Annotated in this window: 24 protein-coding genes; 9 read left to right on the forward strand and 15 right to left on the reverse strand. The window is 72.8% G+C overall.

Annotated features, from left to right (window positions below; genetic code table 11):
* Positions 1-495 precede the first annotated feature (495 nt).
* From NOSIN_RS17945 to sigE, 3 genes are read right to left on the reverse strand one after another with little or no spacing between them, the layout of a single operon-like run.
* Positions 496-1569: a LolA-like protein gene (locus NOSIN_RS17945; protein WP_077691857.1), complete on the reverse strand. Its 1074-nt coding sequence runs from the start codon at positions 1567-1569 to the stop codon at positions 496-498.
* A complete protein-coding gene (locus NOSIN_RS17950; protein WP_077691858.1) occupies positions 1566-2234 on the reverse strand; it encodes a zf-HC2 domain-containing protein in 669 nt (222 codons plus the stop codon). Before NOSIN_RS17950 ends, NOSIN_RS17945 begins: the two co-directional genes overlap by 4 nt.
* A 2-nt stretch (positions 2235-2236) precedes the next feature.
* On the reverse strand, positions 2237-2851 hold the full coding sequence (gene sigE / locus NOSIN_RS17955; RefSeq protein ID WP_170293627.1) for an RNA polymerase sigma factor SigE: 615 nt from the start codon (positions 2849-2851) through the stop codon (positions 2237-2239).
* Between the two features lie 314 nt (positions 2852-3165).
* Here sigE and NOSIN_RS17960 point away from each other — a divergent pair, with 314 nt between their 5' ends.
* Positions 3166-3753, forward strand: a complete 588-nt coding sequence (locus NOSIN_RS17960) for an O-methyltransferase (protein WP_077693644.1) — start codon at positions 3166-3168, stop codon at positions 3751-3753.
* Between the two features lie 190 nt (positions 3754-3943).
* On the opposite strand, the gene NOSIN_RS17965 is transcribed toward NOSIN_RS17960, so the two are convergent.
* The 7 genes from NOSIN_RS17965 to NOSIN_RS17995 form a co-directional block, all read right to left on the reverse strand.
* A complete protein-coding gene (locus tag NOSIN_RS17965; RefSeq protein WP_077691860.1) occupies positions 3944-5428 on the reverse strand; it encodes a leucyl aminopeptidase in 1485 nt (494 codons plus the stop codon).
* 92 nt (positions 5429-5520) lie between these two features.
* Positions 5521-5688, reverse strand: a complete 168-nt coding sequence (locus NOSIN_RS17970) for a DUF3117 domain-containing protein (RefSeq protein WP_013154899.1) — start codon at positions 5686-5688, stop codon at positions 5521-5523.
* A gap of 498 nt (positions 5689-6186) precedes the next feature.
* Complete coding sequence (locus tag NOSIN_RS17975; RefSeq protein WP_077691861.1) at positions 6187-6789, reverse strand: hypothetical protein; 603 nt, start codon at positions 6787-6789, stop codon at positions 6187-6189.
* 248 nt (positions 6790-7037) lie between these two features.
* Positions 7038-7595, reverse strand: a complete 558-nt coding sequence (locus NOSIN_RS27835; protein WP_236743392.1) for a hypothetical protein — start codon at positions 7593-7595, stop codon at positions 7038-7040.
* Positions 7596-7700: 105 nt separating this feature from the next.
* On the reverse strand, positions 7701-8483 hold the full coding sequence (locus NOSIN_RS17985) for an LOG family protein (RefSeq protein WP_171986673.1): 783 nt from the start codon (positions 8481-8483) through the stop codon (positions 7701-7703).
* Between the two features lie 194 nt (positions 8484-8677).
* Positions 8678-9742 (reverse strand): succinyl-diaminopimelate desuccinylase, encoded by a 1065-nt coding sequence (gene dapE, locus NOSIN_RS17990; RefSeq protein ID WP_077691862.1) that lies wholly within the window; start codon positions 9740-9742, stop codon positions 8678-8680.
* A gap of 172 nt (positions 9743-9914) precedes the next feature.
* Positions 9915-10751, reverse strand: coding sequence for a 2,3,4,5-tetrahydropyridine-2,6-dicarboxylate N-succinyltransferase (locus NOSIN_RS17995; RefSeq protein WP_077691863.1), 837 nt, complete (start codon positions 10749-10751; stop codon positions 9915-9917).
* 212 nt (positions 10752-10963) lie between these two features.
* On the opposite strand from NOSIN_RS17995, the gene NOSIN_RS18000 reads away from it, so the two are divergent.
* Positions 10964-11845 (forward strand): hypothetical protein, encoded by an 882-nt coding sequence (locus NOSIN_RS18000; RefSeq protein WP_077691864.1) that lies wholly within the window; start codon positions 10964-10966, stop codon positions 11843-11845.
* Between the two features lie 27 nt (positions 11846-11872).
* On the opposite strand, the gene dapC is transcribed toward NOSIN_RS18000, so the two are convergent.
* Both dapC and fdxA read right to left on the reverse strand, forming a co-directional pair.
* Positions 11873-12979: a succinyldiaminopimelate transaminase gene (dapC, locus tag NOSIN_RS18005; RefSeq protein WP_077691865.1), complete on the reverse strand. Its 1107-nt coding sequence runs from the start codon at positions 12977-12979 to the stop codon at positions 11873-11875.
* Positions 12980-13167: 188 nt separating this feature from the next.
* Positions 13168-13488, reverse strand: coding sequence for a ferredoxin (gene fdxA / locus NOSIN_RS18010; protein WP_077691866.1), 321 nt, complete (start codon positions 13486-13488; stop codon positions 13168-13170).
* A gap of 183 nt (positions 13489-13671) precedes the next feature.
* On the opposite strand from fdxA, the gene NOSIN_RS18015 reads away from it, so the two are divergent.
* From NOSIN_RS18015 to NOSIN_RS18025, 3 genes are all read left to right on the forward strand, one after another.
* Complete coding sequence (locus NOSIN_RS18015; protein ID WP_077691867.1) at positions 13672-13929, forward strand: putative acetyltransferase; 258 nt, start codon at positions 13672-13674, stop codon at positions 13927-13929.
* A gap of 245 nt (positions 13930-14174) precedes the next feature.
* Entirely contained in the window at positions 14175-15536 is a 1362-nt protein-coding gene (locus tag NOSIN_RS18020; protein WP_077691868.1) for a hypothetical protein, read from the forward strand.
* Between the two features lie 194 nt (positions 15537-15730).
* Positions 15731-16777, forward strand: a complete 1047-nt coding sequence (locus NOSIN_RS18025) for a site-2 protease family protein (protein WP_077691869.1) — start codon at positions 15731-15733, stop codon at positions 16775-16777.
* A 36-nt stretch (positions 16778-16813) separates the two neighbouring features.
* Here the strand turns inward: NOSIN_RS18025 and NOSIN_RS18030 are convergent, their stop codons facing one another.
* Positions 16814-17317 carry a hypothetical protein gene (locus tag NOSIN_RS18030; RefSeq protein ID WP_077691870.1) on the reverse strand — a complete coding sequence of 168 codons (504 nt, stop codon included), beginning with the start codon at positions 17315-17317 and terminating at the stop codon, positions 16814-16816.
* Between the two features lie 38 nt (positions 17318-17355).
* Entirely contained in the window at positions 17356-18222 is an 867-nt protein-coding gene (gene mshB, locus NOSIN_RS18035) for an N-acetyl-1-D-myo-inositol-2-amino-2-deoxy-alpha-D-glucopyranoside deacetylase (protein ID WP_193371918.1), read from the reverse strand.
* Between the two features lie 152 nt (positions 18223-18374).
* On the opposite strand from mshB, the gene NOSIN_RS18040 reads away from it, so the two are divergent.
* Both NOSIN_RS18040 and NOSIN_RS18045 read left to right on the forward strand, forming a co-directional pair.
* Positions 18375-20582, forward strand: a complete 2208-nt coding sequence (locus tag NOSIN_RS18040; protein WP_077691872.1) for a S9 family peptidase — start codon at positions 18375-18377, stop codon at positions 20580-20582.
* 213 nt (positions 20583-20795) lie between these two features.
* Positions 20796-21182, forward strand: a complete 387-nt coding sequence (locus NOSIN_RS18045) for a DUF3054 domain-containing protein (RefSeq protein ID WP_077691873.1) — start codon at positions 20796-20798, stop codon at positions 21180-21182.
* Positions 21183-21414: 232 nt separating this feature from the next.
* Here NOSIN_RS18045 and NOSIN_RS18050 read toward each other — a convergent pair whose 3' ends face one another.
* Positions 21415-22629 carry an RNA-guided endonuclease InsQ/TnpB family protein gene (locus NOSIN_RS18050; protein WP_077691874.1) on the reverse strand — a complete coding sequence of 405 codons (1215 nt, stop codon included), beginning with the start codon at positions 22627-22629 and terminating at the stop codon, positions 21415-21417.
* 97 nt (positions 22630-22726) lie between these two features.
* On the opposite strand from NOSIN_RS18050, the gene NOSIN_RS18055 reads away from it, so the two are divergent.
* Positions 22727-23497 (forward strand): TrmH family RNA methyltransferase, encoded by a 771-nt coding sequence (locus NOSIN_RS18055; protein WP_077691875.1) that lies wholly within the window; start codon positions 22727-22729, stop codon positions 23495-23497.
* 52 nt (positions 23498-23549) lie between these two features.
* Positions 23550-24185: a GNAT family N-acetyltransferase gene (locus NOSIN_RS18060; protein ID WP_077691876.1), complete on the forward strand. Its 636-nt coding sequence runs from the start codon at positions 23550-23552 to the stop codon at positions 24183-24185.
* The last annotated feature ends 310 nt before the right edge of the window (positions 24186-24495 follow it).

Consider the following 24495-nt stretch of genomic DNA (forward strand, 5'->3'; position numbering starts at 1 on the left):
GACTTGTTGGGCCTGCTGGGGATACTGGCCCTGAGGGGCTTGCTGAGCCTGCTGGGGCTGGAACGCCGGGGTTCCGGAGGCCCCCGGGGCGAAAGGACCCGTGAAGGCCGTCGCGTGGCCGCCGGAGGCCGTCTGCCCGGTGTGCCCCGTGGGGCCGGGGGGCGGCACCTGCCCGGCGGGAGGCGGTGCCTGGACGCCGTGGGGTCCACCGCCGGGGGGCGGAACCGGCCCCGGAGGACCTGGGGGGCCGGGGGCCGGGGGGTCTGAGCCCTCGGGCCGCGGTGCGGCGGCCCGCCCGGGCCGCGGGGGGTGTTCCGCAGGCGCCTGACCCGGCGCGCGCGCCTCGTCCGGCGCGGCACGCTCAGGGGGTGTCCCACCGCCCGGCGGGGTCGCCCGGCCGGACTCCCCGTGGTGCTCCGGGCGGCCGCTTTCCTCGCTCAAGACCTGCTCCGTATGTCGCTTGGCTGTCGGTCGACACGCGGTTCGGCGAGGGGCCTAGAGGAACCCCAGCCGGGACAGGCCGCGCCGCACCCTGGCCCAGAAGCCGGAATCCCCGGGGTCCGGCAGCGCGGTCACGGCCGATGAGACCAGTCCCGCGGGGGCGTCGGCGAGCACCGTGTAGACGAAGCCGTCCGCCTGCCACATGCTCCTGTACTGGCCCGTGTCGCCGCCGAAGACCGTGTCGTGTTGTGTTGAGACGTCGCCACCCCCCGTTCCGGTTCCGACGTATCCGTTCCGAAATGCGGGGGAATGCTCGGTACCCAGCTTCCCACGTTGGGCGAAAACCGACACCTGGGACAGCCCGTCCGAATAGACCGCGTGCACGACCCGGTGTCCGCCGTGCCGGGTGGACCGGGCGTCGACCAGCCGCAGGTTCCAGGTCAGGTGTTCGGGAAGGGACCAGCCCCGCTCGCGCAGACCGGCGCGTTCGGCCCCGGTCAGGGTGTCTCCCCAGGGCACGTCGCCGGCCTCGCCGTCGGGCCAGTGGCCCCCGCCCAGGACGAGGCCGGTGAGGCGGACGCTGAACACGGGCTCTCCGGCGGCCCCGTAGACCGTCCGGCCCAGGAGGAGGCCGGTTTCGGCGTCCACCCAGAACCGCCCGGCGACGGTGCCGTCGGCGCGCTCGGCCTCCACCACGCGGGTGTCCCTGCCGCCCAGGTCGGCGGCGCCCGCGTCGGAGACGGCGTAGGTGTCCTGGAGCATGCCCAGCAGGCGCTCGTCCAGCGACTCCAGCGCGGAGGAGGAGCGCACCACGAAGGCAGCCCCCTCGTCCCCGTCGCCGACGGGGGCCAGGGCCAGGCCGTCTCCGGGTCTGTTCACCACGCGCACGCGGGCCTTCCGGTCCTTCGCGCCCCCCGCCGCGGTCATCTCGCGCACGGCGGAGTAGGCGACCTCGTCCTCCGCCTCGGCGGCGCGGCGCAGCACCGGCATCCCCTCGTCCGCCCCCTCGGCGGGAACCGCGGCGGACCCGGGGCACACGGCGGCGGTGAGCAGGAGTGCGCACAGCAGCGCCACGACGAGGAGTGCGACCGGGGCGGAGTGCGCGGAGGAGGGGTCCTCCGCGCTCACCGGGTGGTTTCGGAGGAGCCGTACGGGGCGTCGGCGGCCGTGGGAGAGGCGTCGACCACCGGCATGTGGCGGCTGGTCACCGCGTGCTCGACCGCGTAGTCGGACAGGCGGGGCTCGACCACGGGAGCCTCCTCGGAGTCGCCCCCGGCGGCGAAGGCGCTGCCGATCAGGGCCGTGGCCACGGCGAGGCCAGCGACGGCGTAGCGGCCCCCGGGGAAGCCCGGGAACAGGTGGGCGAGGCGGTCGCCGCCGAAGCGCCGGCGGTCCGACCGCTCGACGCGCCCCGGAGGGGCCTGGGACGCACCGCCGGGCGTCGGGGGGACCCCGGGGGCGACGGCCGGGTGGCTGCCTCCGGGAAGGCCGCCGAGGGGGCGTGAGGAGCCCAGGGGCGGGCGGGCCCCGAAGCCCGCGCCGCCGGGGGGCGGGTCGGAGGGGCCCCGGCCGACGGGCCCGGGGTCGCGGGACAGGCTGGTGAGCCGTCCCATGAAGTCCATGTCGGGCTCGGGCTCGCACAGGCCGTTCAGTCTGCGCTTGAGACGGCGCATCATGTCGGCCTCGAAACGGCACGGCTCGCACTTGGCCAGGTGGATGAGGGCGCGCTCGTGCTCGGCCGGGCCCAGTTCCCCGTCGACGAGCGCGGAGAGACGCTCTCCCAGGTGTTCCATACTCACTCCGCCTCCCCGTTGATCACGTTTCCACCGCTGCGCGCATCGCCGTCGGCGGTCAGGGACCGCCGGTGCTCCAGGGCCCTGCGCAGTTGGGCGCGGCCCCGGTGGATGCGGCTGCGGACGGTTCCGAGCTTGACGTCGAGCGTCGCCGCGATCTCCTCGTAGGAGAGGCCCTCGATGTCACAGAGGACGACGGGGGCACGGAACTCGGCGGGCAGCGCGTCCAGCGCGGTCTGGATGTCGGCGTCGAAGTGCCGGTCGTCGTAACGCTGGGCGGGAGAGGGCTCCCGGCCCTCCAACCGGTCGTCGGCGTTGTCGGCCAGGCCCTCGAAACGGATGCGGGCCCTGCGGCGGGCCATGTCGAGGAAGAGGTTGGTGGTGATGCGGTGCAGCCACCCCTCGAAGGTTCCGGGGGTGTAGTTGGCCAGGGAGCGAAAGACCCGGATGAAGACCTCCTGGGTGAGGTCCTCGGCGTCGTGCTTGTTGCCGGTCAGCCTGTAGGCGAGCCGGTACACGCGCGGAGAGTGGGTCCGGACGACCTCGTCCCAGCTCGGGGGTTCCCATGCCTCGAATTCCACGGCAGGGCCGGACTCTGGCACCGCTGCTCCCTTCATCCCGTCGATTCGCCGCGAGGCTGGTCGGGGGGAGTTTGCTTCGTGGCGATCAACGTACGTTCATCCCGATTCAACGCCGGGAGACGTGGATTAAGTTCCCGCCGCCACGCTCGGAGTTCGGTCCGGAGCAGGCTAGTCTTTTGCCAGGGACATGACCTGGCCGCGACCACCATCCTACGGTGGGTGACCATCTCCTGGTCAGACCCCGCCAGACACATGACCACGCAGTGGAGGCCGTCATCGCCAGCCCGGAGGAGACCGCGGCCCGGATCACCTGGGTCCGCGCCGAACAGGCCCGGTTCGAGCGAAACGCCATGGAGGACGAGCCGCTGGCCGACGCCTACGAGACGGGGAGCCGCTCGTCGGCGCCGCCCGTGGACGCGGCGACGGGGACCGCGCTGCGCTTCCTGGCCGCGTCGATCGGCGCGCGGTCCGTGGTGGAGATCGGCACGGGGTGCGGCGCGTCGGGGATCTGGCTGCTGCGGGGAATGGCCCCGGACGGGATCCTGACCACGGTGGACACCAACGCCGCCTACCAGGACTACGCGCGCTCGGCGTTCGCCCGCGCGGGTTTTGGCCCGGGACGCGCCCGGCTGATCCGGGGGACCGCCCTGGAGGTGCTGCCGAGGCTGACCGACGGCGGATACGACCTGGTGTTCGTGGACGCCGACACGGTGTCCTATCCCCTGTACCTGGACGAGGCGCTGCGCCTGCTCCGCCCGGGCGGGATGGCGGTGTTCAACGGCGCCATGGTCACCTCCGCGGAGCCGGACGGGCCGCTGCGCGTGCCCGACCCGCGCGAGACCGCCGTGCGCGAGGTGATCCAGCGGGTGCGCGAGGAGGAGGAGTTCATCCCCATGCTGATGCCCGTCGGCGAGGGGCTGCTGGCCGCCATCCGGTGACCGCGGTCCCGGGGTCCGCTCGGTGGGCCCGGCGCCTTCGCCACCGGGGGTGGCGGGGGGCGCCGACGGTGCCGCCGGAGGTTCCACGGGTGCGCCCGCGGGATACGAACGGGCGCACCGTGGGGGCCGGGGGGTTCCCCTACCCCCGGTGTCCGGGCACGAGGCGGGGCGCGGCCCCGGGGAACACGCCCTAGCGGTCGGCGAGCCAGCGCAGCAGGGTGCGCGTGGCGAAGGCCGTGCCGCCCTTGGTGAGCAGGCCGTCCTCCTTCATCGACCGGCCGGGGCCGGCGATGTCCAGGTGGGCCCAGGACACGCCGCCGGTGAACTCGCGCAGGAACAGGGCCGCGTCGGTGGCACCGGCGGGGCCGAACTCGGAGCGGGTCCCGATGTTGGCCAGGTCCGCCACCCGGGACTTGGTCGTCTCGGTGTACTCCTCGGTCAGCGGCATCCGCCACAGGGGTTCGCCGGAGGCCTCGCCGGCGCTCTCCAGCTCGGCGGCGAGCGCGTCGTCGGTGCTGTAGAGCGCGCCCACGCCGGTACCGAGCGCGACCTTCGCCGCGCCGGTCAGGGTAGCGACGTCCACCAGCACGTCCGGTGCCAGCTCGGCGACCGCGTAGCCCATGGCGTCGGCCAGGACCAGGCGGCCCTCGGCGTCGGAGTTGAGCACCTCGACGGTCGTGCCGGAGTAGGTGGTGAGCACGTCGCCGATGCGGGTGGCGTCGCCGGAGAAGGCGTTCTCCGCCAGCGCCAGCAGGCCGGTCACCCGTACCGGGGCGCCCACGGCGGACAGCGCCGAGAGCACCGCGAGCACGATCGCCGAACCGCTCATGTCGGTCTTCATCAGCGACATGTTGTCGTTGGGCTTGAGCGAGAGGCCGCCGGTGTCGAACGTGATGCCCTTGCCGACCAGCACGACGTGCGCGGCGGGGTTCTCGGGGGTGTAGGAGAGCTGGACCAGCCGCGGGGGGCGAGAGGAGCCCTGGCCGACACCGAGGATGGCGCCGAAGCCGTCGGCCTCCAGCTCCCCCTCGTCCCAGACCCGCACCCGCAGGCCGGACTCCCCCGCGACCTCGCGGGCGCGGGCGACCATCCACTCGGGGTCCTTGGTCATGGACGGGGTGTTGATGAGGTCGCGGGCCAGGGCGGTGGCCCCGGCCAGTCGGGACCCGCGGGACAGGGCGTCGGCGAGGTCCCCGGCGCCGACCACGTCGATCACCGGGGCGGGGCGCTTCCCGGCCGGGGTCTCGGCGCTCTTGAGGCTGAAGGTGTAGGAGGCCAGGAGCGCGCCCTCGGCGAAGGCCGTGGCGGCGTCACCGCCGGCTCCGGGCCAGGCGAAGGCCACGCGCTCGTTTCCCCGGGCGGCCCGGGACAGGGCGGCGCCGGCCTTCCGGAGGTCGTCGGGGGATCCCGAACCGACTCCCAGAAGCGCCAGGCGGGCCAGGCCCTGGTCCCGGGGCACCGGGAACTGAGCCAGTTCGCCGGGCTTCCCGGCGAGAGAGTAGTGCGCGAACAGGTCGGTGAGCGGAGCTGGAAGCGCCTGTGTCAGACCGTCCTCGGCGATCCCCTCCACCTCTGTCGGTCCGCCGTCTCCCGACAGCACGGGAAGGACCAACAGGTCCGCGGTGGATTCGGCGAGGCTCCCCGGCTGGGGACGGATCTCCGTGGCGAATGGCACAGGTCGCTCACAATCGTTCGCTGTCGTGGGGGTCTACGACCTCGGGGGGTCGTCGGGGTGTTCGGCCCGGTGGGGGAAGAACGTGGGTGCGTCTAGCCGACGACGCCCTTGAGCGCGTCCCGGAGCTCGGTCGCCTCGGCCGGCGTCAGTTCGACGACCAGGCGTCCGCCGCCCTCCAGCGGGACCCGCATGATGATGCCGCGACCCTCCTTGGTGACCTCCATCGGCCCATCGCTGGTCCTCGGCTTCATCGCCGCCATGCCATTCCCCTTTCTAGGTGTTCCTCGCGGGTGACCGGGGCCGACCCACAGCACCGGCGCCGATCCGCGTGGTCCGTCTCGGCTCCGGAACCGTAGGCCGGTTCCGTGTGACTCGTGCCCGTGTGGCTTCAGGGACGTGAATCACTCTTCGACCATTATCTCGGAGGTTCGCCCCCGTGTGTGCGCCAGACGGTGGCCGGACCCTCGCCAACCGCCGTCACGAGCACCCACCAACGAGGAATCGTTGGTCAGTAAGGTTATATCGGTCCTGACCGAAACCCGCTCAGAGCGCGAGGGACCGAACGGACTCATGCCCCGGGGCGACGGGTTGAACCGTGCCGCCCGAAGACACCCGACAACGACTCCCACCTGCGCTTTCCTTGTGCCGAGACACCGGGGAACTCGGCCGGAGGCGGCCTGGAGGGGTTTTCCGGCGGAGAGCGCCCCCGGGCGGCCCGCGCCGTACCCGGCCGGGCCGACGGATCCGATCCGGTCCGTTCAGCTCAGGTCACCCGTCGAGATCATCCGGGTGCCCTCCCTGGTGATCGACGACCACTCCGCCCTCAGCCCGTCGCGGTCCGCCACGGGCCACACGGTCAGTTCGGCCTCGTCCACACAGCGCTCCTCGGGATCGGCGGTCTCGGTGTAGACGTAGACGCGCCGGTTGTTGTCGCCCGCCGACAGCGTGAGCGTCCCGGAGCAGGAGAAGGTCGTCCAGGCGGTACTGCCGCGCTCGGCGCCCTCCTCGATCCGGACCTCGGCGTGCCAGTCGGCGACGTGGTCGCCCTCGGTGTCCACCTGGACCATCTCGCCGGCCCAGGAGCCGACGAACTCCTCGGCCGGCGCCGCGGCCTGCTCCGGAGTCTCGCCGGCGTCGTCGCCGAGCAGGGCCCAGGCGGTCGCACCGCCGCCGGCCAGCAGGACGGCCAGGGAGATCGCGACCGAGGCGATGACCTGGCGGCGGCGCCTGCCGTTGTGGCGGCTGGATCTGGGCGGCGGCCACAGGGACAGCTGCTGCACGGGGGAAACGGCCGTCGCGGAGGAAGCGGGCTGTTCGCGCCTGTCCCCAGCTCCCGACTCCAGTTCGGCTGCTGTGTCCATCCTCGCCATCCTCAACGATGCTGCGCCCGCTCCGGCGGAACGGGGGTACACAAGTACAGCGATTGAGAATAGAGCACGCGAACGCACCGATTCGCACAAGAACGACGCCGCTGGTGTGACGCACGGCACAGGGAACGCGAAGTTCCAGGTCAGGGTGGACCGCCTCGGAGGAGAACCGCGCCGGAAGGGGGACCGGGGCCGGAAACGGGCGTCGCGGGGGTCACGGAAGCCGGCGTTCGCCGCGGGAGTCAGCGGTTGCCGCCGCCGCTGGCCGAGGCGTCTCCAGCCTCGCGCATACCGCCGTCGGCCTTGCGCGTGCCACCGTCGGCCCCACGTACTCCGCCGCCGGTGGCTCCGGGCGCCTCCTCCGGCTTCTCAGCGGTCCGCCGCGGGCCCGCCGCGCCGTGCTCCGCGTCCGCTCCCGCGTCCTCCCTCCCGGGGACGTGGGCGTCGCCGGGCAGGCGCGAGCCGGGCCGGGGACCGGTCCCCTCGGGAACGTAGGACGGGTCGAGGCGGGACAGGCGCCACTCCAGGTCCTCGATCCGCTCCTCGCGCTCGCGCAGGGTGGCGGTCAGGCGCAGCAGCAGCTCGTCGACGGCGCGCACGTGGTAGCCCCACAGGGCGAGGGGCAGCATCAGGCGGCCGAGGTCGAAGGCCTGGACGGGGCGGTCGTCGGGCAGGGCGAGCGGGGGGTAGTCGGCCTCGAATCTGGCGAGCTGGCCGCCCTTGCCGAGCACGACGTACACGACGCCGACGAGCACGGCCAGTGCGGCGGCGGCAACGAGGACCATGATGAGAACAGGCACGGACACGATCGTGCCATATCCGGTCGGCCGGGAGGTCCGGACGGCGGGATACGGCGGGCCCGGAGCCGTGGCGGCTCCCGCTCGCCGACCCGCCGTACCGCTCCCCTACTGCTCGGGGCCGGGGTGCTGCTCGGACTCCTGGTGCTGGCGGGCGATGTCCAGGTGGGACTTGCGGATGATGTCGACGACCTCGTCGGTGTCGTCGACGACCTGGACCAGCTCCATGTCGTGCGGCTTGATGAGCCCGTTCTCCAGCAGGCTGTCCCGGATCCAGTCCCTCAGCCCGCCCCAGAACTCGGTGCCGACCAGCACGATGGGGAACCGGGTGACCTTGTTGGTCTGTACGAGGGTGGAGGACTCGAACAGCTCGTCCAGGGTGCCGAAGCCCCCGGGCAGCACCACGAAGGCCTGGGAGTACTTCACGAACATCGTCTTGCGGACGAAGAAGTACCGGAAGGTCATGCCCATGTCGATGTAGTCGTTGAGCGTCTGCTCGAAGGGCAGCTCGATCCCGAGCCCGACGGACAGCCCTCCCGCCTTCTGGGCACCCTTGTTGGCGGCCTCCATGATCCCGGGCCCGCCGCCGGTGATGGTGGCGTATCCGGCCTGGGCGAGCTTGGCGCCCATCTCGACGCCGAGGTCGTAGTAGCGGTTGCCGGGCCTGATCCTGGCCGACCCGAACACGCTCACCGCCGAGGGCAGCTCCGACAGCAGGCCGAAGCCCTCCACGAACTCCGACTGGATGCGCAGCACGCGCCAGGGGTCGGTGTGCACCCAGTCCGTGGGCCCCCGCTGGTCGAGGAGTCGCTGGTCGGTGGTGGTGTTGGGGATGGAACTTCCCCGGTAGGTGAGGGGACCGGCCCTGCGCACCTGCTCTTCTGGTTCCATGTCTCCTGGTTCCGTCATGCCGTAAAGCTATCCGTGTGGGACCGGCTCACACCTGAACCACGCGTAACGCGGTGATGACCACACAAGGCCGCTTCACCACGGCCTCCGGCACCGGAGCCGGCCACGGCCGCGCCGGGCGGAGCCGTCGGGGCCGGAGCACGGGGCCGCCGGGTTCGGGGGCGGGGCCGAAGAGGTCAGCGGGCACCGGTCAGCCAGGCGACCATGCGCTCCTCGGCCTCGTGGATCCTGGCGATCTCGGCGTACTCGTCCCTGGTGTGGGCGAGCATCGGGTCGCCGGGGCCGTAGTTGACGGCGGGTACGCCCAGCTCGGAGAAGCGGGACACGTCGGTCCAGCCGAGCTTGGCGCGGGCGTTGCCCTCCCCCACCGCAGCGACGAACGCGGCGGCCGACGGGTCGTCCAGCCCGGGGCGGGCGGGGGCGGCCGCGTCCACCACCCTCACCTCGAACCCGTCGAAGACCTCCCGCAGGTGCGCCTCGGCGTCGGCGACCGACAGGTCGGGGGCGAACCGGTAGTTGACCTTGACCACGCACTCGTCGGGAATGACGTTGCCCGCGACGCCGCCCTCGATGAACACGGCGTTGAGGCCCTCGTGGAAGCGCAGCCCCTCCACCTCCGGCTCGCGGGGGATGTAGGCGCGCAGGACGTCCAGGACGGCCCCGGCCCCGTGGATCGCGTTCTCGCCCATCCAGGAGCGGGCGCTGTGGGCGCGCTTGCCCCTGGCCGTGACCTCCACGCGCATGGTGCCCTGGCAGCCGCCCTCGATGACGCCGTCGGTGGGCTCCATGAGGATCGCGAAGTCCCCGGCCAGCCACTCGGGGTGGTTGCCGGCCAGGCGGAGCAGGCCGTTGCGGGAGGCGTCGACCTCCTCGTTGTCGTAGAAGACGTAGGTGATGTCGTGCACCGGCTCGGCGACCAGTCCGGCCATCCTGAGCTGGACGGCGACACCGGCCTTCATGTCGGAGGTACCGCACCCGTAGAGGCGGCCGTCGGCGGTGTGGGAGGGGACGTTGTCGACGATGGGGACGGTGTCGATGTGCCCGGCGACCACGACGCGGCGGGGACGGCCGAGGTCCGTGCGGGCGACGACGGCGTCGCCGTCGCGGGTGACGGTGAGGTGGGGAAGGTCCGACAGGGCGCTCTCGATCGCGTCGGCGAGGACCTTCTCGTCACCGCTCTCGGAGCGGATGTCCACGAGGGAGGCGGTCAGGGCCGCCGCGTCCGAGGTCAGATCCAGCATGTGTCGCCCCGTTTCGGTGGGTTGGGAGGCCGCCGGGGAGTCCGTGTCCCCGGCGCGCGATGGCCTACCCCAGTCTGGGGCAGCCGGGGGTACGAGCGGAAACCGCGCCGAGACGGCCGGGGCGCCCCCCGAGCGCGGAGGACGCCCCGGGCACCGCGGGGCCGACGTACCGTCAGGCGTTGACGCCGTGCTCGCGGAGCAGGTCGTTCAGGGCGAGCTTGTCGTGCTCCTCGCCCTCCCGCAGGCGCTTGAGCACGAGCAGCACCGGCATGCCGAAGTCGCCGCCGGGGAAGCTCTTGGTGCGGTTCGCGGTGACGCACACCGACCAGGCCGGGGCCTCGCCGCGCGGGAGCTCCTCGCCGGTCTCGGCGTCGAACACGCGTGTGGAGGAGGTCAGGATGGTGCCCGCGCCGAGCTTGGCGCCGGTGCGCACGCGGGCGCCCTCGACGACCATGCTGCGGGAGCCGAGGAACGCGTTGTCCTCGATGATCACCGGAGAGGCCTGCGGGGGCTCCAGGACGCCGCCGACGCCGACGCCGCCGGACAGGTGGACGTTCTCGCCGACCTGGGCGCAGGAGCCGACCGTGGCCCAGGTGTCGACCATGGTGCCCGAGCCGACGTGGGCGCCGATGTTGGTGAAGGACGGCATCAGGACGACGCCGGGGGCGAGGTAGGAGCCCCAGCGGGCGACGGCCCCCGCGACGACGCGGACGCCGTCGAAGCGGGTCTTGAGCGGCATGCGGTCGTGGTAGTAGAAGTCGCCGACCTGCGACTCCTTCATGTCCAGGACCTTGAAGCCGAGGAGGATGGAGCGCTTGGCGCGTTCGTCGACCACGACCCCGTCGGTGGAGGGGTCGACGAAGGCCACACGGGCCTTGCCCTCGTCGATCTGGTCGATCGCGCCGGTGATGGTCTCACGCGCCTCGGTGTGGTCGGGCGTGAGTTCGGCGCGCCTCTCCCAGAGTTCGTCGATCTGGTCGGGCAGCGGGCTGGAGTACGAGCTGGTCATGTGCACCCACGTTAGCCGCTCCTCCGGGGTTACGGAGAACCGCCGCCGCGTATGTGCCGATCGCCTCCGCCTCGGGCGCGCTGTCGCTTTCCGCGACGACGACTACAATGCGGCGATGGCGCCGCGTGCGCCCCCTCGCGCGGCAAGCACGAGACGGAGGTTCCGTCTCCCGGGCAGCGCGTCCATCCTTGTCCCCGACCTTTGGTTCGCCTGTGCCCAGTAAGCGCCGTAGATTCTCCGCCTTCGTCAAGATCCTGTTCTCCCTGACCCTCGTGTGCGGCCTCCTCGTCGCCGGGTCGTACTACGTGCTGACCACGTTCGAGCCGATCGACACCACTCCTCCCCCGGAGCCGGGGTGCCGCCTGGACCTGGCCGACAGCCGGTACACGATGGAGGGCGCGCAGGCCATGAGCGCGGCCACCGTGAGCGGGGTGGCCTTCAGCCGGGACCTGCCCCGGGACGCGGTGACCGTCGCCTACGCGACGGTGTGGCAGGAGTCGGCGTTCCACAACGTGGAGTACGGGGACCGGGACTCCCTCGGCCTGTTCCAGCAGCGCCCGTCGCAGGAGTGGGGCGACCCGGAGGAGATCCTCGATCCGGTGTACTCCAGCCGTTCGTTCTACGAGAAGCTGGTGGAGGTCGACGACTGGAGGAGCATCCCGGTGTTCGAGGCGGCCCAGGCCGTGCAGCACAGCGCGGACGGCTACGCCTACGACCAGCACGAGCCCCTGTCCAAGCAGATGGCCGAGGTGTTCACCGGCGAGCTGGGGCCGGCGATGACCTGCTGGTACGACGCCGAGACCGTGGAGGAGCTGCGGACCGGCGACGCGGACGTCGCCGGTGCCGAGGAGGAGATGGCCCGGGTGTTCGGCACCGGCCCGGCCGACCTGCCGGCGGCCGGGGACCAGGGGCCGCGGACCGGCGACCTGGGATGGGCGATGACCCTGTGGGCGGTGGCCCACGCCCAGGAGTACGGGCTGACCTCGGTGGCGTACGGCGACCAGCAGTGGCACGTGTCGGACGGGGTGGACGGCGCCGCGGACTGGAGCACGAACAAGGGCACCGACACCGGAGGCCGCGTCGTCGTCGAGTAGGTCGGGCGGACGGGGCGGCCCGCGGGCTCAGGCCAGGCGCTCGGCGGCGGCCGCCACCCGCTCGTCGGTGGCGGTGAACGCCACACGCACGTGGCCGGCGCCCGCGGGGCCGTAGAAGTCGCCGGGGGCGACCAGCACACCGCGCTCGGCGAGGTGGGCGACCGCGCCCCAGGCGTCGTGGTCGGGGTGGCTCGCCCACAGGTACAGACCGGCCTCGGAGTGCTCGATGCGCCAGCCCGCGCCCTCGAAGGCCTCACGGAGCCCGGCGCGGCGGAGCCGGTAGCGCTCCTTCTGCTCGGCGGCGTGCGCGTCGTCGTCCAACGCGGCCGCCATGGCGGCCTGGACGGGCGCCGGGACGATCATCCCGGCGTGCTTGCGCACCGCCAGCAGTTCCCGGACCAGCGCGGGGTCGCCGGCGACGAAGGCCGCGCGGTACCCGGCCAGGTTGGAGCGCTTGGACAGCGAGTGCACGGCCAGCAGGTTCTCGTGGGAGTCACCGCACACGTCCGGGTGCAGGATGGAAACCGGCTCGGTGCCGTCCCAGCCCAGGTCGAGGTAGCACTCGTCGGAGGCGACGATCGCTCCGCGCTCGCGGGCCCACTGGACGACCTTGCGCAGGTGCGCCACACCCAGCACCCGCCCGGTCGGGTTGCTCGGGGAGTTCACCCACACCAGTGGGACCGGGGCGGGGCCGAGGGCGGCCAGGCCGTCGGAGGCCACGGGGGTCGCCCCGGCGACGCGCGCACCGATGTCGTAGGTGGGGTAGGCCAGTTCGGGGTGGACGACCGTGTCGCCCGGGCCCAGCCCCAGGAGGGTGGGCAGCCAGGCCACGAGCTCCTTGGAGCCCACGAGGGGCAGGACGGCGCCCTCGGCCACGCGTACGCCGTGGCGGCGCTCCAGCCACCCCTCGATGGACGCGCGCAGCTTCGGGGTGCCCCAGGTCTGCGGGTACCCGGGCGCGTCGGCGGCGTCGGCGAGGGCCTTCCGGAGGAGGGCGGGCACCGGGTCGACGGGTGTGCCGACGGACAGGTCGGCGATGCCGCCGGGGTGCCCGGAGGCCTTCTGCTTGTACGGCGCCAGCCGGTCCCACGGGAAGGTCGGGAGCCGGTCCGCCACGGGTCGCCGCTCGGCCATCGGTACACACTCCATCCAGTTCGGGTCTCCACAAGAATCGCGCCGACCCCGGCACACGGGGTCGGCGCGGCACGTCGCCTCGGGGCCTCGCGCGCGTGCACCCACTGCGCCATCGGGTGCGCGTCGCCCGAAGGGGCCGCCGGAACCCGCCCGGCGGGCCGTCGGCCCGCCCGGCTCGCGGTCCCGGCCTACTCGGCCTGCGGCGGCAGCTTGGCCACGAGCGGGTGGTCGCGGTCGATCTTGCCGACCTTGGACGCACCGCCCGGGGAACCCAGGTCGTCGAAGAAGTCGACGTTGGCCTTGTAGTACTCGGACCACTGCTCGGGCAGGTCGTCCTCGTAGTAGATGGCCTCGACCGGGCAGACCGGCTCGCACGCCCCGCAGTCGACACACTCGTCAGGGTGGATATAGAGCATGCGGTCGCCCTCGTAGATGCAGTCCACAGGGCACTCGTCAATGCACGCCTTGTCCAGCACATCAACACAGGGCTGCGCGATGACGTAGGTCACGTCGTACTCCTTGTCTCACCCCCGCTTACCCACGGGGGAGGCGGGGACCTTTCAGAGTGTCCGGACGGGGACGGCGTGCGGGCGCCCTGCCCCTGCTCCCGGGCTCTGCAAGCGATTGGCACAGATGTCGTACTCCTAGTATGACGGCGGAGAACACCCAGCGCACATTCGGGGGGCATTTTCATGCACATGAGAGGACGTCTCGTCCACCGGATCACCCCGGAGGACGTCGGTCGGCGGGTCTCCGTGCGAATTCGCCTCCCCGAGGGCGGGTTCACCGATATCGTCGGTGTGGTGGAGTCCTGGGACGACGGCGTTCTCACCGTGCGCCGACGCGACGGCTCCGCGGCGGAGGTCGTGGAGTCGGCCGTCGCCGCGAGCCGTGTCGTTCCCCCCGTTCCCCCGCGCCGCCGCGGCGGACGCCCTCCGCAGGCGCCCTGACCCGTGTCGCCCCAGGTCCACGACAGTGACGGAAACGAAGGCGCCGTCCGCCCGGCGGACGGTGCTCGGCGCGCATGTCGCGCCTGAACAGAGGCATTCTTCCTCCTATGCGGGGTAGAAGACGCACAGTCCCGGGGGTGGGCCCAGTCTGCCCGCCGGGATCGACAACGAAGCATCGCGCCCCCCAGCGGCACACCCACGCGGCAGCGGGCGCCCGGTACGCGGGGAGGTGGTGAGCGCCCATCATGCGCGAAGCAGTAGCGTCCGCCCTCGCCGAGCTGGCCCGACGGGACGAGCGGGCGGCCGACATGGCCCGGTCGGCGTTGGACACGCTGGCACCGGAGCAGAGGATCGAAGAACTCAACCAGCACACCGTTCAGCGGTTCTGTTGGTTCGAGCTTCCGGTCCGGTTCCAGAACTCCACCGAGGACCAGCTGTTCGCGGCCCGCTCCCTCGGCAACCTCTTCTCCCTCCTCCAGCTGTACCGGTACGCGCAGATCTGCTCGGCCCCGGCGACCTCGACCCTGCTCGCCGTCTACGCCGACGACCACGCCGCCGGGCTGGCCATGTACGAGCGGCTCATGTGGGAGTCGGGGGTGGAGCCTCCGGACCTGCCCGAGCTGACCTGGGGAACCGCGGTCGGCGACGCCGAGATCCGGGCCCGCCACGAGACCGCCTCCGCCCTGGAACTGGCGATCTCGCTGGGTGACGTGCGCCCCGGCAAGCGCGGGTGGCGGCCCGCGCAGGAGCGGTTCGCCCGCTCCTTCCTCACCCAGCCGGACCACCGGGGACTGAGCCACCTGGACCGCATACGCGAGGAGCGGGTGCGGTCCTGGCTGAGCTCGTCAGCGCACCCGCACCGGCAGCGCCTGTGGCCGCTGGTGGGCCAGATCATCGCCGGCGCGGACGTGCCGCGCGCCGCGGACGCGGCGATGGCGCCGCTGCAACGGCTGCTGGACCTGGCGGCGGACGGCATCGCGCTCACCCAGATCGGCTACATCTCGCCGAGCGTGGTGCGGCAGATGTGCATGGACTTCGGATGGCGGACCTCCCCCGAGCCGCCGCGCAGCGAGACCGACGCCACCCAGCTGATCGCCCTGCACCAGGCGTTGCGGGGGATGCGGGCGGTACGCAGGTCGAGCCGCCGCCTGGTGCTGACCCGGCGCGGCCGCCAGCTCCGGGAGGACCCCGAGGCGCTGTGGCAGGCGGCCACCGAGGCGCTGTGCCGTACCGGCGGACTGGAGCAGGCCGCCGCGGAGACGCTGCTGGGCATGCTGCTGGCGCGCACACCGCAGGGCACGGGGTCCCACGTGCGCCGCGGCGAGACGGACGTGGAGGCGGCCGAACGGGCGCTGACCGAGTCGGGGTGGGTCCCGGTGGAGCCGCCGGTGACCGCGGGCAGGCACGCGGCGGCGCACCGGCGCACCGCGGAGGCGGCCTCGGACCAGGTGCGCGCGCTGGTGATGTCGGTCAGCTGGCTGCTGGAGGCCCTGGGCCTGCTCACCGACGACGACGGGTCCGGGCGCCGGGAGCTGACCGTGTCGGGACGGGCCTTCGCGATCGCGTGCCTGCACCAGTCGGCGGTGGCTCCCCGGGCGGTGGTGTAGCGGGGCGGTGTGGCCGGGCCCCGACGGACCGGCCGAAGACGTCGCGGGTGTGGACCAGGAGGCTCCCCCGGTCGTGCACGCGGTCGCCGCACCAGCCCGTGGAGCCCCGGGAGTCCCTGTACGGCACCCGCTGCGAAGGGGTGCTCCACAGGGCCTAATCTGGACGCGGACCACCCGCGAGCAGCAGGAGTACCATGCCCACGCCCGAGCCGCCGCAGAAGGCGGAGACGACCGACGTGCCCGAGCCCGAGCGGGTCGGGGCGGTCGGCTCCGATCCGTGGGAGCAGATGCCCGAGGACGCCCTCAACCGGCCGAACCTGCAAGGCGCCGACGACGGCGCCCCCGGGACCGGCGCGGACACGGGGGGTGCGGCGCGGCCGGACGGGGCCTCCCCCGCGGGCGACGCGGACGAGGCCTCCGGGGAGGATCCCGGCCGCGCCCCGTCCGAGAGCTGGACGGACTTCCTGCCCAGCCCGCTGTTCGTCCTGCTGCTGGGCCTGACCGGCTTCGCGGGATGGATGTCGTGGCAGGCCGTCGAACTGGAGTGGGCCGCCGACGGCACGAGCGTCACCCCGCTGGTCCCGCCGCTGCTCATCCTGCTCGGCTGGATCGCCTCCCTGGCCGTCCACGAGTTCGCGCACGCGCTGGCCGCCTACCTGGCCGGCGACCGGTCCCTGCGCGGCAGCGCCTACCTGCGGCTGAACCCGTTCGCGTACCGGCAGGCCTTCGCCGGCCTGGTCCTGCCCTCGGTCTACCTCTGCCTCGGCGCCTTCGGCCTGACCGGCCCCCCCACCTACGTGGACTGGGACCGGATCCCGTCCCGGGGCCGCCGCGTGCTGGTGGCGCTCGCCGGACCGCTGGCCAGCCTCCTGCTGGCCGCCGCCCTCGCCGTCGCCGTGTCGGTCCTGGTGCCCCCGGGCAACGACACCACCAACTGGGCGATCTCGGCGATGGCGCTCCTGTGCTTTTCCAACCTGACCGCCGCCCTGGTCAACCTGCTGCCGGTCCCGGGCCTGGACGGCTTCGAGGTGCTGGCCGCCTGGACGCGGGGCACGTGGGTCACGACCGCACGGGTCAACGCGCTGTTCGGATCGGTCGCCGTGTTCGCGGTCCTGTGGTTCCCCGGCCTCAACGACGCCCTGGTGAACCTGGTCTACTCCCTGTTCGAGCTGGTCCTGCCCAACCCGGTGTTCTCCGGGATCGCCTTCTACGGCGAGCTGCTCCTGCAGTTCTGGGTCTGACGGGGCGCGCACGCCCGAACGGGTGGGGCCCAGCGCCTACTCGGAGGAGCGCATGCTCTGGTATCCCCTGGGCACGGCGGGCGCTGTGGCCCGGGGCCCGGTCAGGAAGGCGAAGACGTCGCTGCGGATGATCGCGAGCATCAGCACCAGCATCGCCCCGAACAGGTACGCGTTGTGCGTGATGTGGTTGGTGAGCACCAGGTCCCCGCCCGGCATGTAGCCGACCAGGGCGATGACCGAGGCCAGGAATCCCGCGGCGAAGGCCACCGACGCGGAGGGCCGGCGTCCACCCCACGCGCACAGGCGGCAGGCGCAGTACAGCAGCGCCAGGAAGGCCAGCAGCCCCGCGACCGCCAGGGTCCGGGGCCACGGCCCCGCGTCCCAGTAGAGCAGCAGCCAGCCGGCGCCGGTGGTGGAGAACAGTCCCGCCGCGGCGCCGAGCGGCAGCAGGACCACGAGGGTGGCCGCGGTCAGTACCGGCGACAGGATGCCCCGGGAGGTCCTGCCCTCCGCGGGCGGTGCGGTCTCAGGTGTGGTCACGGTAGACGAGGGTAGACGGTCCGTCCCACCGGACGCGGTCACAGCCCGGCGAACAGGTCCGTCTCGTACTCCCCGCGGCGGACGCGCGGCGTCGGCCCCTTCAGCAGGGTGAAGTACTCGACGGCGTCGATCTCCTGCGCGATGCCGTTGGACAGGGCGAAGCGCTCGCCCTCCACCGTGATCTGGGTGGCGTGGGAGCGCATCGCCAGCGTCTTGGCCGCCCAGTGGTCGGTGGCGTCCACACGGGTGGTCACCGCGGTGTCGGGGGTGCCCCGGGCGATGTCGGACACCCGCGCGGGCGGGGTGAAGGGGCCCGCCTCCTCGTTGAGCCGCGCGATGGACTCCTCGATGCGCGAGACCGGCTGGGCCACGGCGTAGAGCTTGCGTACCCGCCAGGGCGTGCCGGGCACGGAGCGGTCCGCGGCCCGGGTGAAGGCCCGGCGGGTGATCCGGTGGGCCTGGATGTGGTCGGGGTGCCCGTAGCCGCCGTGCTCGTCGTAGCTGACCAGCACGTGCGGGCGGACCTCGCGGATGGTCTCCGCCAGCCGCGCGGCGGCCTCCTCCGCGTCCGCGCCCCAGAAGGCCCTCGGGTGGTCGTTGGAGGGTGCGCCCATCATCCCCGAGTCCCGGTAGCGGCCCTGGCCGCCCAGGAAGCGGTGGTCGCGTACGCCCAGGGCGAGGCAGGCCTTGTCGAGCTCGCCGACCCGGTACTCGCCGAGGGTGTCCTCGCGGTCGGAGGCCAGGTGTGCGAGGCCCGGCGGGATGACCTCTCCCTCCTCCCCCAGCGTGCAGGTCACCAGGGTGACGCCCGCTCCCTCCGCCGCGTACTTGGCCAGGGTTGCACCGGTGACGATGCTCTCGTCGTCCGGATGCGCGTGCACCATCATCAGTCGCCTGTCAGTCACGTGGGGAACGATACCGGCCGCATGCGCGCGGTACCCCCCACATCGTGTACCCGGCCCGGACGGAGGAGTGTTCTGTCCGCTTTTTCCGGCGGCCCCCGCGCCCGGCGCGGGCGGCGCTCCCCGGCGCCCCCGGTATGGGACACAATCTGCTTATGAGTTTTCCTCGCCAACAGGCCCGCACCCAACGCTTCACGATCGGCGTCCCGCGCGCGTTCCAGGTCTCGCCGGACGGACGCCGCGTCGCCTTCCTCAGGGGACGCGACGGGGCGGACACGGCCACCTGCCTGTGGATCCACGAGGCGGAGGGGTCGGGGACCGCCGCGGTGATCGCCGACCCCAGGACCCTGGGCGCCGACGACGAGGACCTTCCCCCCGAGGAGCGGGCCCGCCGCGAGAGGCTGCGCGAGAGCGGCGGCGGCATCGTGTCGTACACGGTGGACGAGGCGTTCACCCGCGCCGTGTTCACCCTGTCCGGGCGGCTGTTCTACGTGGACCTCGTCGGTGACGACACCGCCCCCCGCGAACTGCCCGCCACCACACCCGTCGTGGACCCGAGGATCAGCCCGGCTGGTGACCGCGTCGCCTACGTCAGCGGCGGTGCCGTGCGCGTCATCGACGTCTCGGGGGCCGAGCCCGACCACGGCGACCGGGTGGTCGCCGAGCCGGACGGCCCCGACGTCACCTGGGGTCTGGCCGAGCTGGTGGCCGCCGAGGAGATGGGCCGCTACCGGGGCTTCTGGTGGGCTCCGGACGGCTCCTCCCTCGCCGCCGCGCGTGTGGACGAGTCCGACGTGAACACCTGGTACGTGTCCGACCCCGGCCGTCCCGGCCAGGAGCCGGCCTCCCTGCGCTACCCGCCCGCCGGCGGGACCAACGCGGACGTGCGCCTGGCCGTGTTCCCGGTCGGCCCGGCGGGCCGCCGGGGCCCGGGAGAGCGGCCCGAGCCCGTCTGGGTGGAGTGGGACCGCGAGGCCCTGCCCTACCTGGCGACGGTCGGCTGGACGACCGGCCCCGACGGCACGCCGACCCTGGTGTTCACCGCGCAGAGCCGCGACCAGCGCACACTGGAGCTGTTCAGCGCCGACCCCGCCACGGGCCTGGTCGCGGGGGCGCGCACCGAGACCGACGACGTGTGGGTCGAGCTGATGCCGGGCGTGCCCGCCCACACCCGCTCGGGCGAGCTGGTGTGGATCGGCCGTGAGGCGGGCGGCGAGCGCCGGGTCTACGTGGGCAACCGCCCGGTCAGCCCCGCCGACGTGTACGTGCGCGGCGTGGTGGACGTGGACGGCGACCGGGTCCTGTACTCGGGGTCGCCCCCGGAGCGCCCCGGCGACGTGTCGCTGTGGCTGGTCGAGCTGGACACGGGCCTGTCCGCGCCGGTGGAGGTACCCGGGCACGGACGCACGGGGTCCGACGCGGACGCGCACGGCGGCCTGCGCTCGGGACGGCTGCGCGGCGACACCCTGGTGGTACAGCACCGGTCGATGGAGTTCACGGGCGTGCGCACGGTGGTGCTGCGCGGCGCCGGCACCGAGACGCGCCGGTCCCACTCCGAGATCGAGAGCCTCGCCGAGGCCCCGGACCTGCCGGAGCCGCGCGTGGAGTTCTGGCGCGCCGGTGAACGGCGGATCCCCTCGGCACTGGTGCTGCCGTCCTGGTACCGCGGGGAGCAGCACCCGCTGCCGGTGCTGGTGGCGCCCTACGGCGGTCCGCACGCGCAGCGGGTGCTGAACGCGCGCGGCGCGTACCTGACCGCCCAGTGGTACGCCGAGCAGGGGTTCGCGGTGCTCATCGCGGACGGCCGCGGCACACCGGGCCTCGGCGTGGAGTGGGAGCAGAGCGTCCACCTCGACCTGGCCGGGCCGGTCCTGGAGGACCAGGTGGCGGCGCTGGAGGACGCGGCGGAGCGGTTCGACTGCCTGGACCTGTCCCGGGTGGGCATCCACGGCTGGTCGTTCGGCGGGTACCTGTCGGCGCTGGCCGTGCTGCGCCGCCCGGACGTGTTCCACGCGGCGGTGGCGGGCGCGCCCGTCATCGACTGGACGCTGTACGACACCCACTACACCGAGCGCTACCTGGGCACCCCCGAGGGGGAGCCCGGCGCCTACGAGCGCAGCTCGCTGCTGGCGGAGGCGGCCAAGCTGGAGCGGCCGCTGATGATGATCCACGGGCTGGCCGACGACAACGTGGCGTTCGCGCACACGCAGCGGATGTCGTCGGCGCTCATGGCGGCGGGCCGTCCGCACACGGTGCTGCCGCTGTCGGGGGTGACGCACTCGCCCTCGGACCCGACGGTCGCGGAGAACCTGATGCTGCTCCAGGTGGAGTTCCTCAAGGAGAGCCTCCGGGGCGAGGGGTAGTCCCGACCGGGTCCCGGGGCCGCGTACGGCCCCGGGACCCGGGACACCGCTCGGCCGGCCGTGTTCCGCGGGTGCGCCTCCTCCTCGGACGCGGCGGCCTCCGACCCGTCCGGGACCCGGGTCTCCACGGGTCCGTTGGGGTCGGGGGAGCCGCCGGCCCCGGAGCCGCCGGTCCGCCGGAGCGCTCCGATGACCCGGGCATAGCCTGGTCCCATGCGTTCCTCCACGGTGCCACGCGTCCTCGCCTCCCTGCTGGCCGACCTGGCCTGCGTGCTCGCCTTCGTCCTGATCGGCAAGGCCGACCACGAGACCGGCACGGCCCTGGCGTCGGTCGCCGCGACCGCGTGGCCGTTCGCCGCCGGGACGGCCTTGGGCTGGGTGGTCACCCTCGCCTGGACCGCCCCCGTCCGGATCTGGCCGACCGGTGTGTTCGTGTGGGCCGTGACCGTGGCCGGGGGGATGGCGCTGCGCCTGCTCACCGGCGAGGGAGCCCCGCTCAGCTTCGTCCTGGTCACCTCCCTGTTCCTGGCCGCGACCATGCTCGGCTGGCGCGCGGTGGCCCGCCTCCTGGACGCCAGGACGCGACGGCACCGGGCCTGACGGGAGAGCCGCGCCGGGAGTTCGTCCGGGAGGGCGGCGGCCGGAGGAACGTGGGCGGCGGCCTCCGGGGGGACGTGGGCGGTGACGCGCGGGCCGTCCGGGGCGGTGACCTCCACGGGGGCACCACCTCTGAGCGGTGTGCCCGGTAGGGGCCCGTTCCGTTTGGGCCGTCGCCCATCCCACCCCGGAACGTTCGTAATTCGTAAGCTGGAACAGTTGACTTGTTCCTCTCTCAGGGAGAGGGGATTCCAGCGGTCGCCCGCTGGGTTTCCTGCTTCTTGGCCGGCCGCCCCGTCCGGGAGGACTCCCGTTGAGGTCTCACACCAGCTCCACAGGCCAGCACCGCCAGCCCGGCGGCTTCGAGGTTGTTCGCCGAGTTCACATCCCGGTCATGAGTGACGCCGCACACCGAACACGTCCACTCACGCACGTTCAGCGGCAACGTGCCGGCAAGGGTGTGGCACCGCGAACACAGCTTGGAGGAGGGAAAGAACCGGTCGACCACGACCAGCTCACGCCCGTACCAGGCGCACTTGTACTCCAACATCGTGCGCAGCTCGCGCCAGGCCGCGTCCGAGATCGAACGGGCCAGGGAATGGTTCTTGACCATGGTGTGCACGGTCAAATCCTCGATCACGACCACTTGGTTCTCATGGACGAGTCGAGTAGTGAGCTTGTGCAGAAAATCCCTGCGCCGGTCGGTGATGCGGGCGTGCACCCGCGCCACCCTCCTACGCGCCCTCTCACGGTTGGCCGACCCCTTCTGCTTGCGCGACAGCTCCCGCTGGGCCCTGGCCAGCTTCGCCCGGTCGCGCCGCTCATGGCGGGGGTTGGTGATCTTTTCTCCCGTGGACAGCGTCACCAGGGAGGTGATTCCGGCATCGACGCCCACCGCCTGGCCGGTGGCCGGGTAGGCATCGATCACGTCCTCGCACAGCAGGGACACGAACCAGCGCCCGGTCGCGTCCCGGGACACCGTCACCGTGGACGGCACCGCTTCCTCGGGCAGTGGACGGGACCAGACGATGTCAAGCGGTCGGGCCATCTTGGCTAGAGTCAACTGGCCCTCGCGGTAGCGGAACGCGCTGGCGGTGTACTCCGCGCTGGCACGGGACTTCTTACGCGACTTGAACCGCGGATACTTGGCGCGCTTGTCGAAGAAGTTCCGAAAGGCCGTCTGTAGGTGGCGCAGCCCCTGCTGGAGGGGGACGCTGGAAACCTCGTTGAGGAAGGCCAGCTCCTCGGTCCTCTTCCACGCGGTCAGCGCCGCCGAGGTGTCGGTGTAGGACAGGCGGCGCTGCTCGGCGTACCAGGCCCGGGTGCGCTCGTCCAAGGCCTTGTTGTAGACCAGGCGCACGCACCCGAACGTGCGCGACAGCTCCGCTGCCTGCGCGTCCGTGGGGTAGAAGCGGTACTTGAACGCCCGCTTCACGGTGCTCCTCGCCATAGCTCACATCGTAACGAATATTCTGTGAGCCTTAGACGGAAAGGAGAGGGTGTTTCCTCCCGCCCTGAAGGATGGGGTGTCCACACCCGAACATCAGATGACCGAGCATCCCGTACCCCGGTCCGCCGCCCCGACCCACGCCACGTCCGTCACGGACGACGGCGGGCCCGTCTCCCGCGCGCCCGCGGACGGCGAGGACGAGGCGCGCGAGGTGGGCGTGGGCCCGTGGCCCGGCCCCTGGCCCGAGGGCGACCACTACGACCCCGAACTCCTGGCCGGGGGCGACCGCCGCAACGTCGTGGACCGCTACCGGTACTGGCGGCGCGAGGCAATCGTGGCCGACCTCGACACCATGCGCCACCCCTTCCACGTCGCCGTGGAGAACTGGTCGCACGACTTCAACATCGGCTCGGTCGTGCGCACCGCCAACGCGTTCGGGTGCGCGGCCGTGCACATCGTGGGCCGCCGCCGCTGGAACAAGCGCGGCGCGATGGTGACCGACCGCTACCAGCACGTCCACCACCACCCCGGCACCGACGCGCTGGTGGCCTGGGCGGGCGAGCGCGGGCTGCCGCTGATCGGGATCGACAACCTGCCGGGCGCGGTACCGCTGGAGACCTATCCCCTGCCCCGGAACGCGGTGCTGGTGTTCGGCCAGGAGGGGCCCGGCCTGTCCGAGGAGGTACGGGAGGTGTGCCAGGCGGTGCTGTCGATCGCCCAGTTCGGCTCGACCCGGTCGATCAACGCCGGGGCCGCCGCGGCGATCGCCATGCACGCCTGGATGCGCGCGCACGTGTTCGCCCAACCGGTCCCGGGCGCCCCCTCCGCCACCTCCGCCGCTCCGGTGCCCACCACCGCACCGTCGTGACATTTCCGTGATCTACCATGAACGAAAGGCCCCCGACCAGAGAGAACCAAGGATGAGTCCGACCGTCACGGCAGCCGCCCGCCCCGCCACGATCGACGACGTGGCCGGCATCGCACGCGTCCTGAGCAGATCGGCGCACGAGGACCCCTTCTTCCGCTGGCTGTTCCCCGACGACGAGCTGCGTGTGGCCAGGACCCGCCGCTTCTTCGCCCTGACCGCGGGTTTGGGCTACGTCCCCGCGGGTGGGACGAGGGTCACCGAGACCCAGGACGACTCCGAGGACGCGCCGGTGGTGCGCGGCGCTGCGATGTGGGCACCGCCCGACACCAATCCCGAGGGCCGGTTGGTGTCGCTGCGCACCTGGCCGCACTGGGCGTCCCTGATCGGCCGCTCCCGGATGGCCGCGTTCGTGCGCGTGTTCGCCGAGTGGAAGCTGGCCGCACCCCAGGAACCCCACCTGTACCTGGCCGCGCTGGGCGTGGACCCGGCGGTCGCCCGCACCGGGATCGGGGGCGGCCTGCTCTCCTCCGGGCTGGACCGGGCCGACTCCGAGCGGCTCCCGGTGTTCACCCACACGCTCGACGACAAGACCGTCGGCTTCTACGAGCGGTTCGGCTTCCGGGTGCTCCGCGAGGTGGAGAGCCCGGACGCGGGGACCAACTACTTCCTGCTGCGCGACCCGTCCTGAACCCGTTCCTCCCCCTTTCCGGAGAACGTCCCACTCGTGACGTTTCCGGGATCTACTGTGAGCGGTGATCCGGAGTCCCCGGACGGGGAAGGGGCACCGCGCGCGACCCGAACGGCGGTAGCGGCACAGGCCGTACGCACCGCGGCCATGGACGACGTACCCGGGGTGGCGCGGGTCCTCGGGCGCGCCCTCTACGGCGATCCGCTCCTGCGTTCGCCGCCGCACCGGATCCGGCCCGTGGGCCTGGAGCGGCTGCCCGACCTGGTCCGATGCCTGGGCGAGCTCAGGGCGTCCGGCCGCCGCCGAAGTG

The organism is Nocardiopsis sinuspersici, assembly GCF_001998325.1.
GTDB lineage: Bacteria > Actinomycetota > Actinomycetes > Streptosporangiales > Streptosporangiaceae > Nocardiopsis > Nocardiopsis sinuspersici.

Coding starts and splice junctions, on each gene's coding strand:
- sigE (WP_170293627.1), bottom strand. CDS start 2,851: ATGAAGGGAGCAGCGGTGCCAGAGTCCGGCCCTGCCGTGGAATTCGAG.
- NOSIN_RS18060 (WP_077691876.1), top strand. CDS start 23,550: ATGAGTCCGACCGTCACGGCAGCCGCCCGCCCCGCCACGATCGACGAC.
- NOSIN_RS17950 (WP_077691858.1), bottom strand. CDS start 2,234: ATGGAACACCTGGGAGAGCGTCTCTCCGCGCTCGTCGACGGGGAACTG.
- NOSIN_RS17985 (WP_171986673.1), bottom strand. CDS start 8,483: ATGGAACCAGAAGAGCAGGTGCGCAGGGCCGGTCCCCTCACCTACCGG.
- NOSIN_RS18045 (WP_077691873.1), top strand. CDS start 20,796: ATGCGTTCCTCCACGGTGCCACGCGTCCTCGCCTCCCTGCTGGCCGAC.
- NOSIN_RS18015 (WP_077691867.1), top strand. CDS start 13,672: ATGCACATGAGAGGACGTCTCGTCCACCGGATCACCCCGGAGGACGTC.
- NOSIN_RS18055 (WP_077691875.1), top strand. CDS start 22,727: ATGACCGAGCATCCCGTACCCCGGTCCGCCGCCCCGACCCACGCCACG.
- NOSIN_RS18025 (WP_077691869.1), top strand. CDS start 15,731: ATGCCCACGCCCGAGCCGCCGCAGAAGGCGGAGACGACCGACGTGCCC.
- dapE (WP_077691862.1), bottom strand. CDS start 9,742: ATGCTGGATCTGACCTCGGACGCGGCGGCCCTGACCGCCTCCCTCGTG.
- NOSIN_RS17975 (WP_077691861.1), bottom strand. CDS start 6,789: ATGGACACAGCAGCCGAACTGGAGTCGGGAGCTGGGGACAGGCGCGAA.
- NOSIN_RS18020 (WP_077691868.1), top strand. CDS start 14,175: ATGCGCGAAGCAGTAGCGTCCGCCCTCGCCGAGCTGGCCCGACGGGAC.
- NOSIN_RS17995 (WP_077691863.1), bottom strand. CDS start 10,751: ATGACCAGCTCGTACTCCAGCCCGCTGCCCGACCAGATCGACGAACTC.
- NOSIN_RS18040 (WP_077691872.1), top strand. CDS start 18,375: ATGAGTTTTCCTCGCCAACAGGCCCGCACCCAACGCTTCACGATCGGC.
- NOSIN_RS17960 (WP_077693644.1), top strand. CDS start 3,166: ATGGAGGACGAGCCGCTGGCCGACGCCTACGAGACGGGGAGCCGCTCG.
- NOSIN_RS17970 (WP_013154899.1), bottom strand. CDS start 5,688: ATGGCGGCGATGAAGCCGAGGACCAGCGATGGGCCGATGGAGGTCACC.
- NOSIN_RS18050 (WP_077691874.1), bottom strand. CDS start 22,629: ATGGCGAGGAGCACCGTGAAGCGGGCGTTCAAGTACCGCTTCTACCCC.
- dapC (WP_077691865.1), bottom strand. CDS start 12,979: ATGGCCGAGCGGCGACCCGTGGCGGACCGGCTCCCGACCTTCCCGTGG.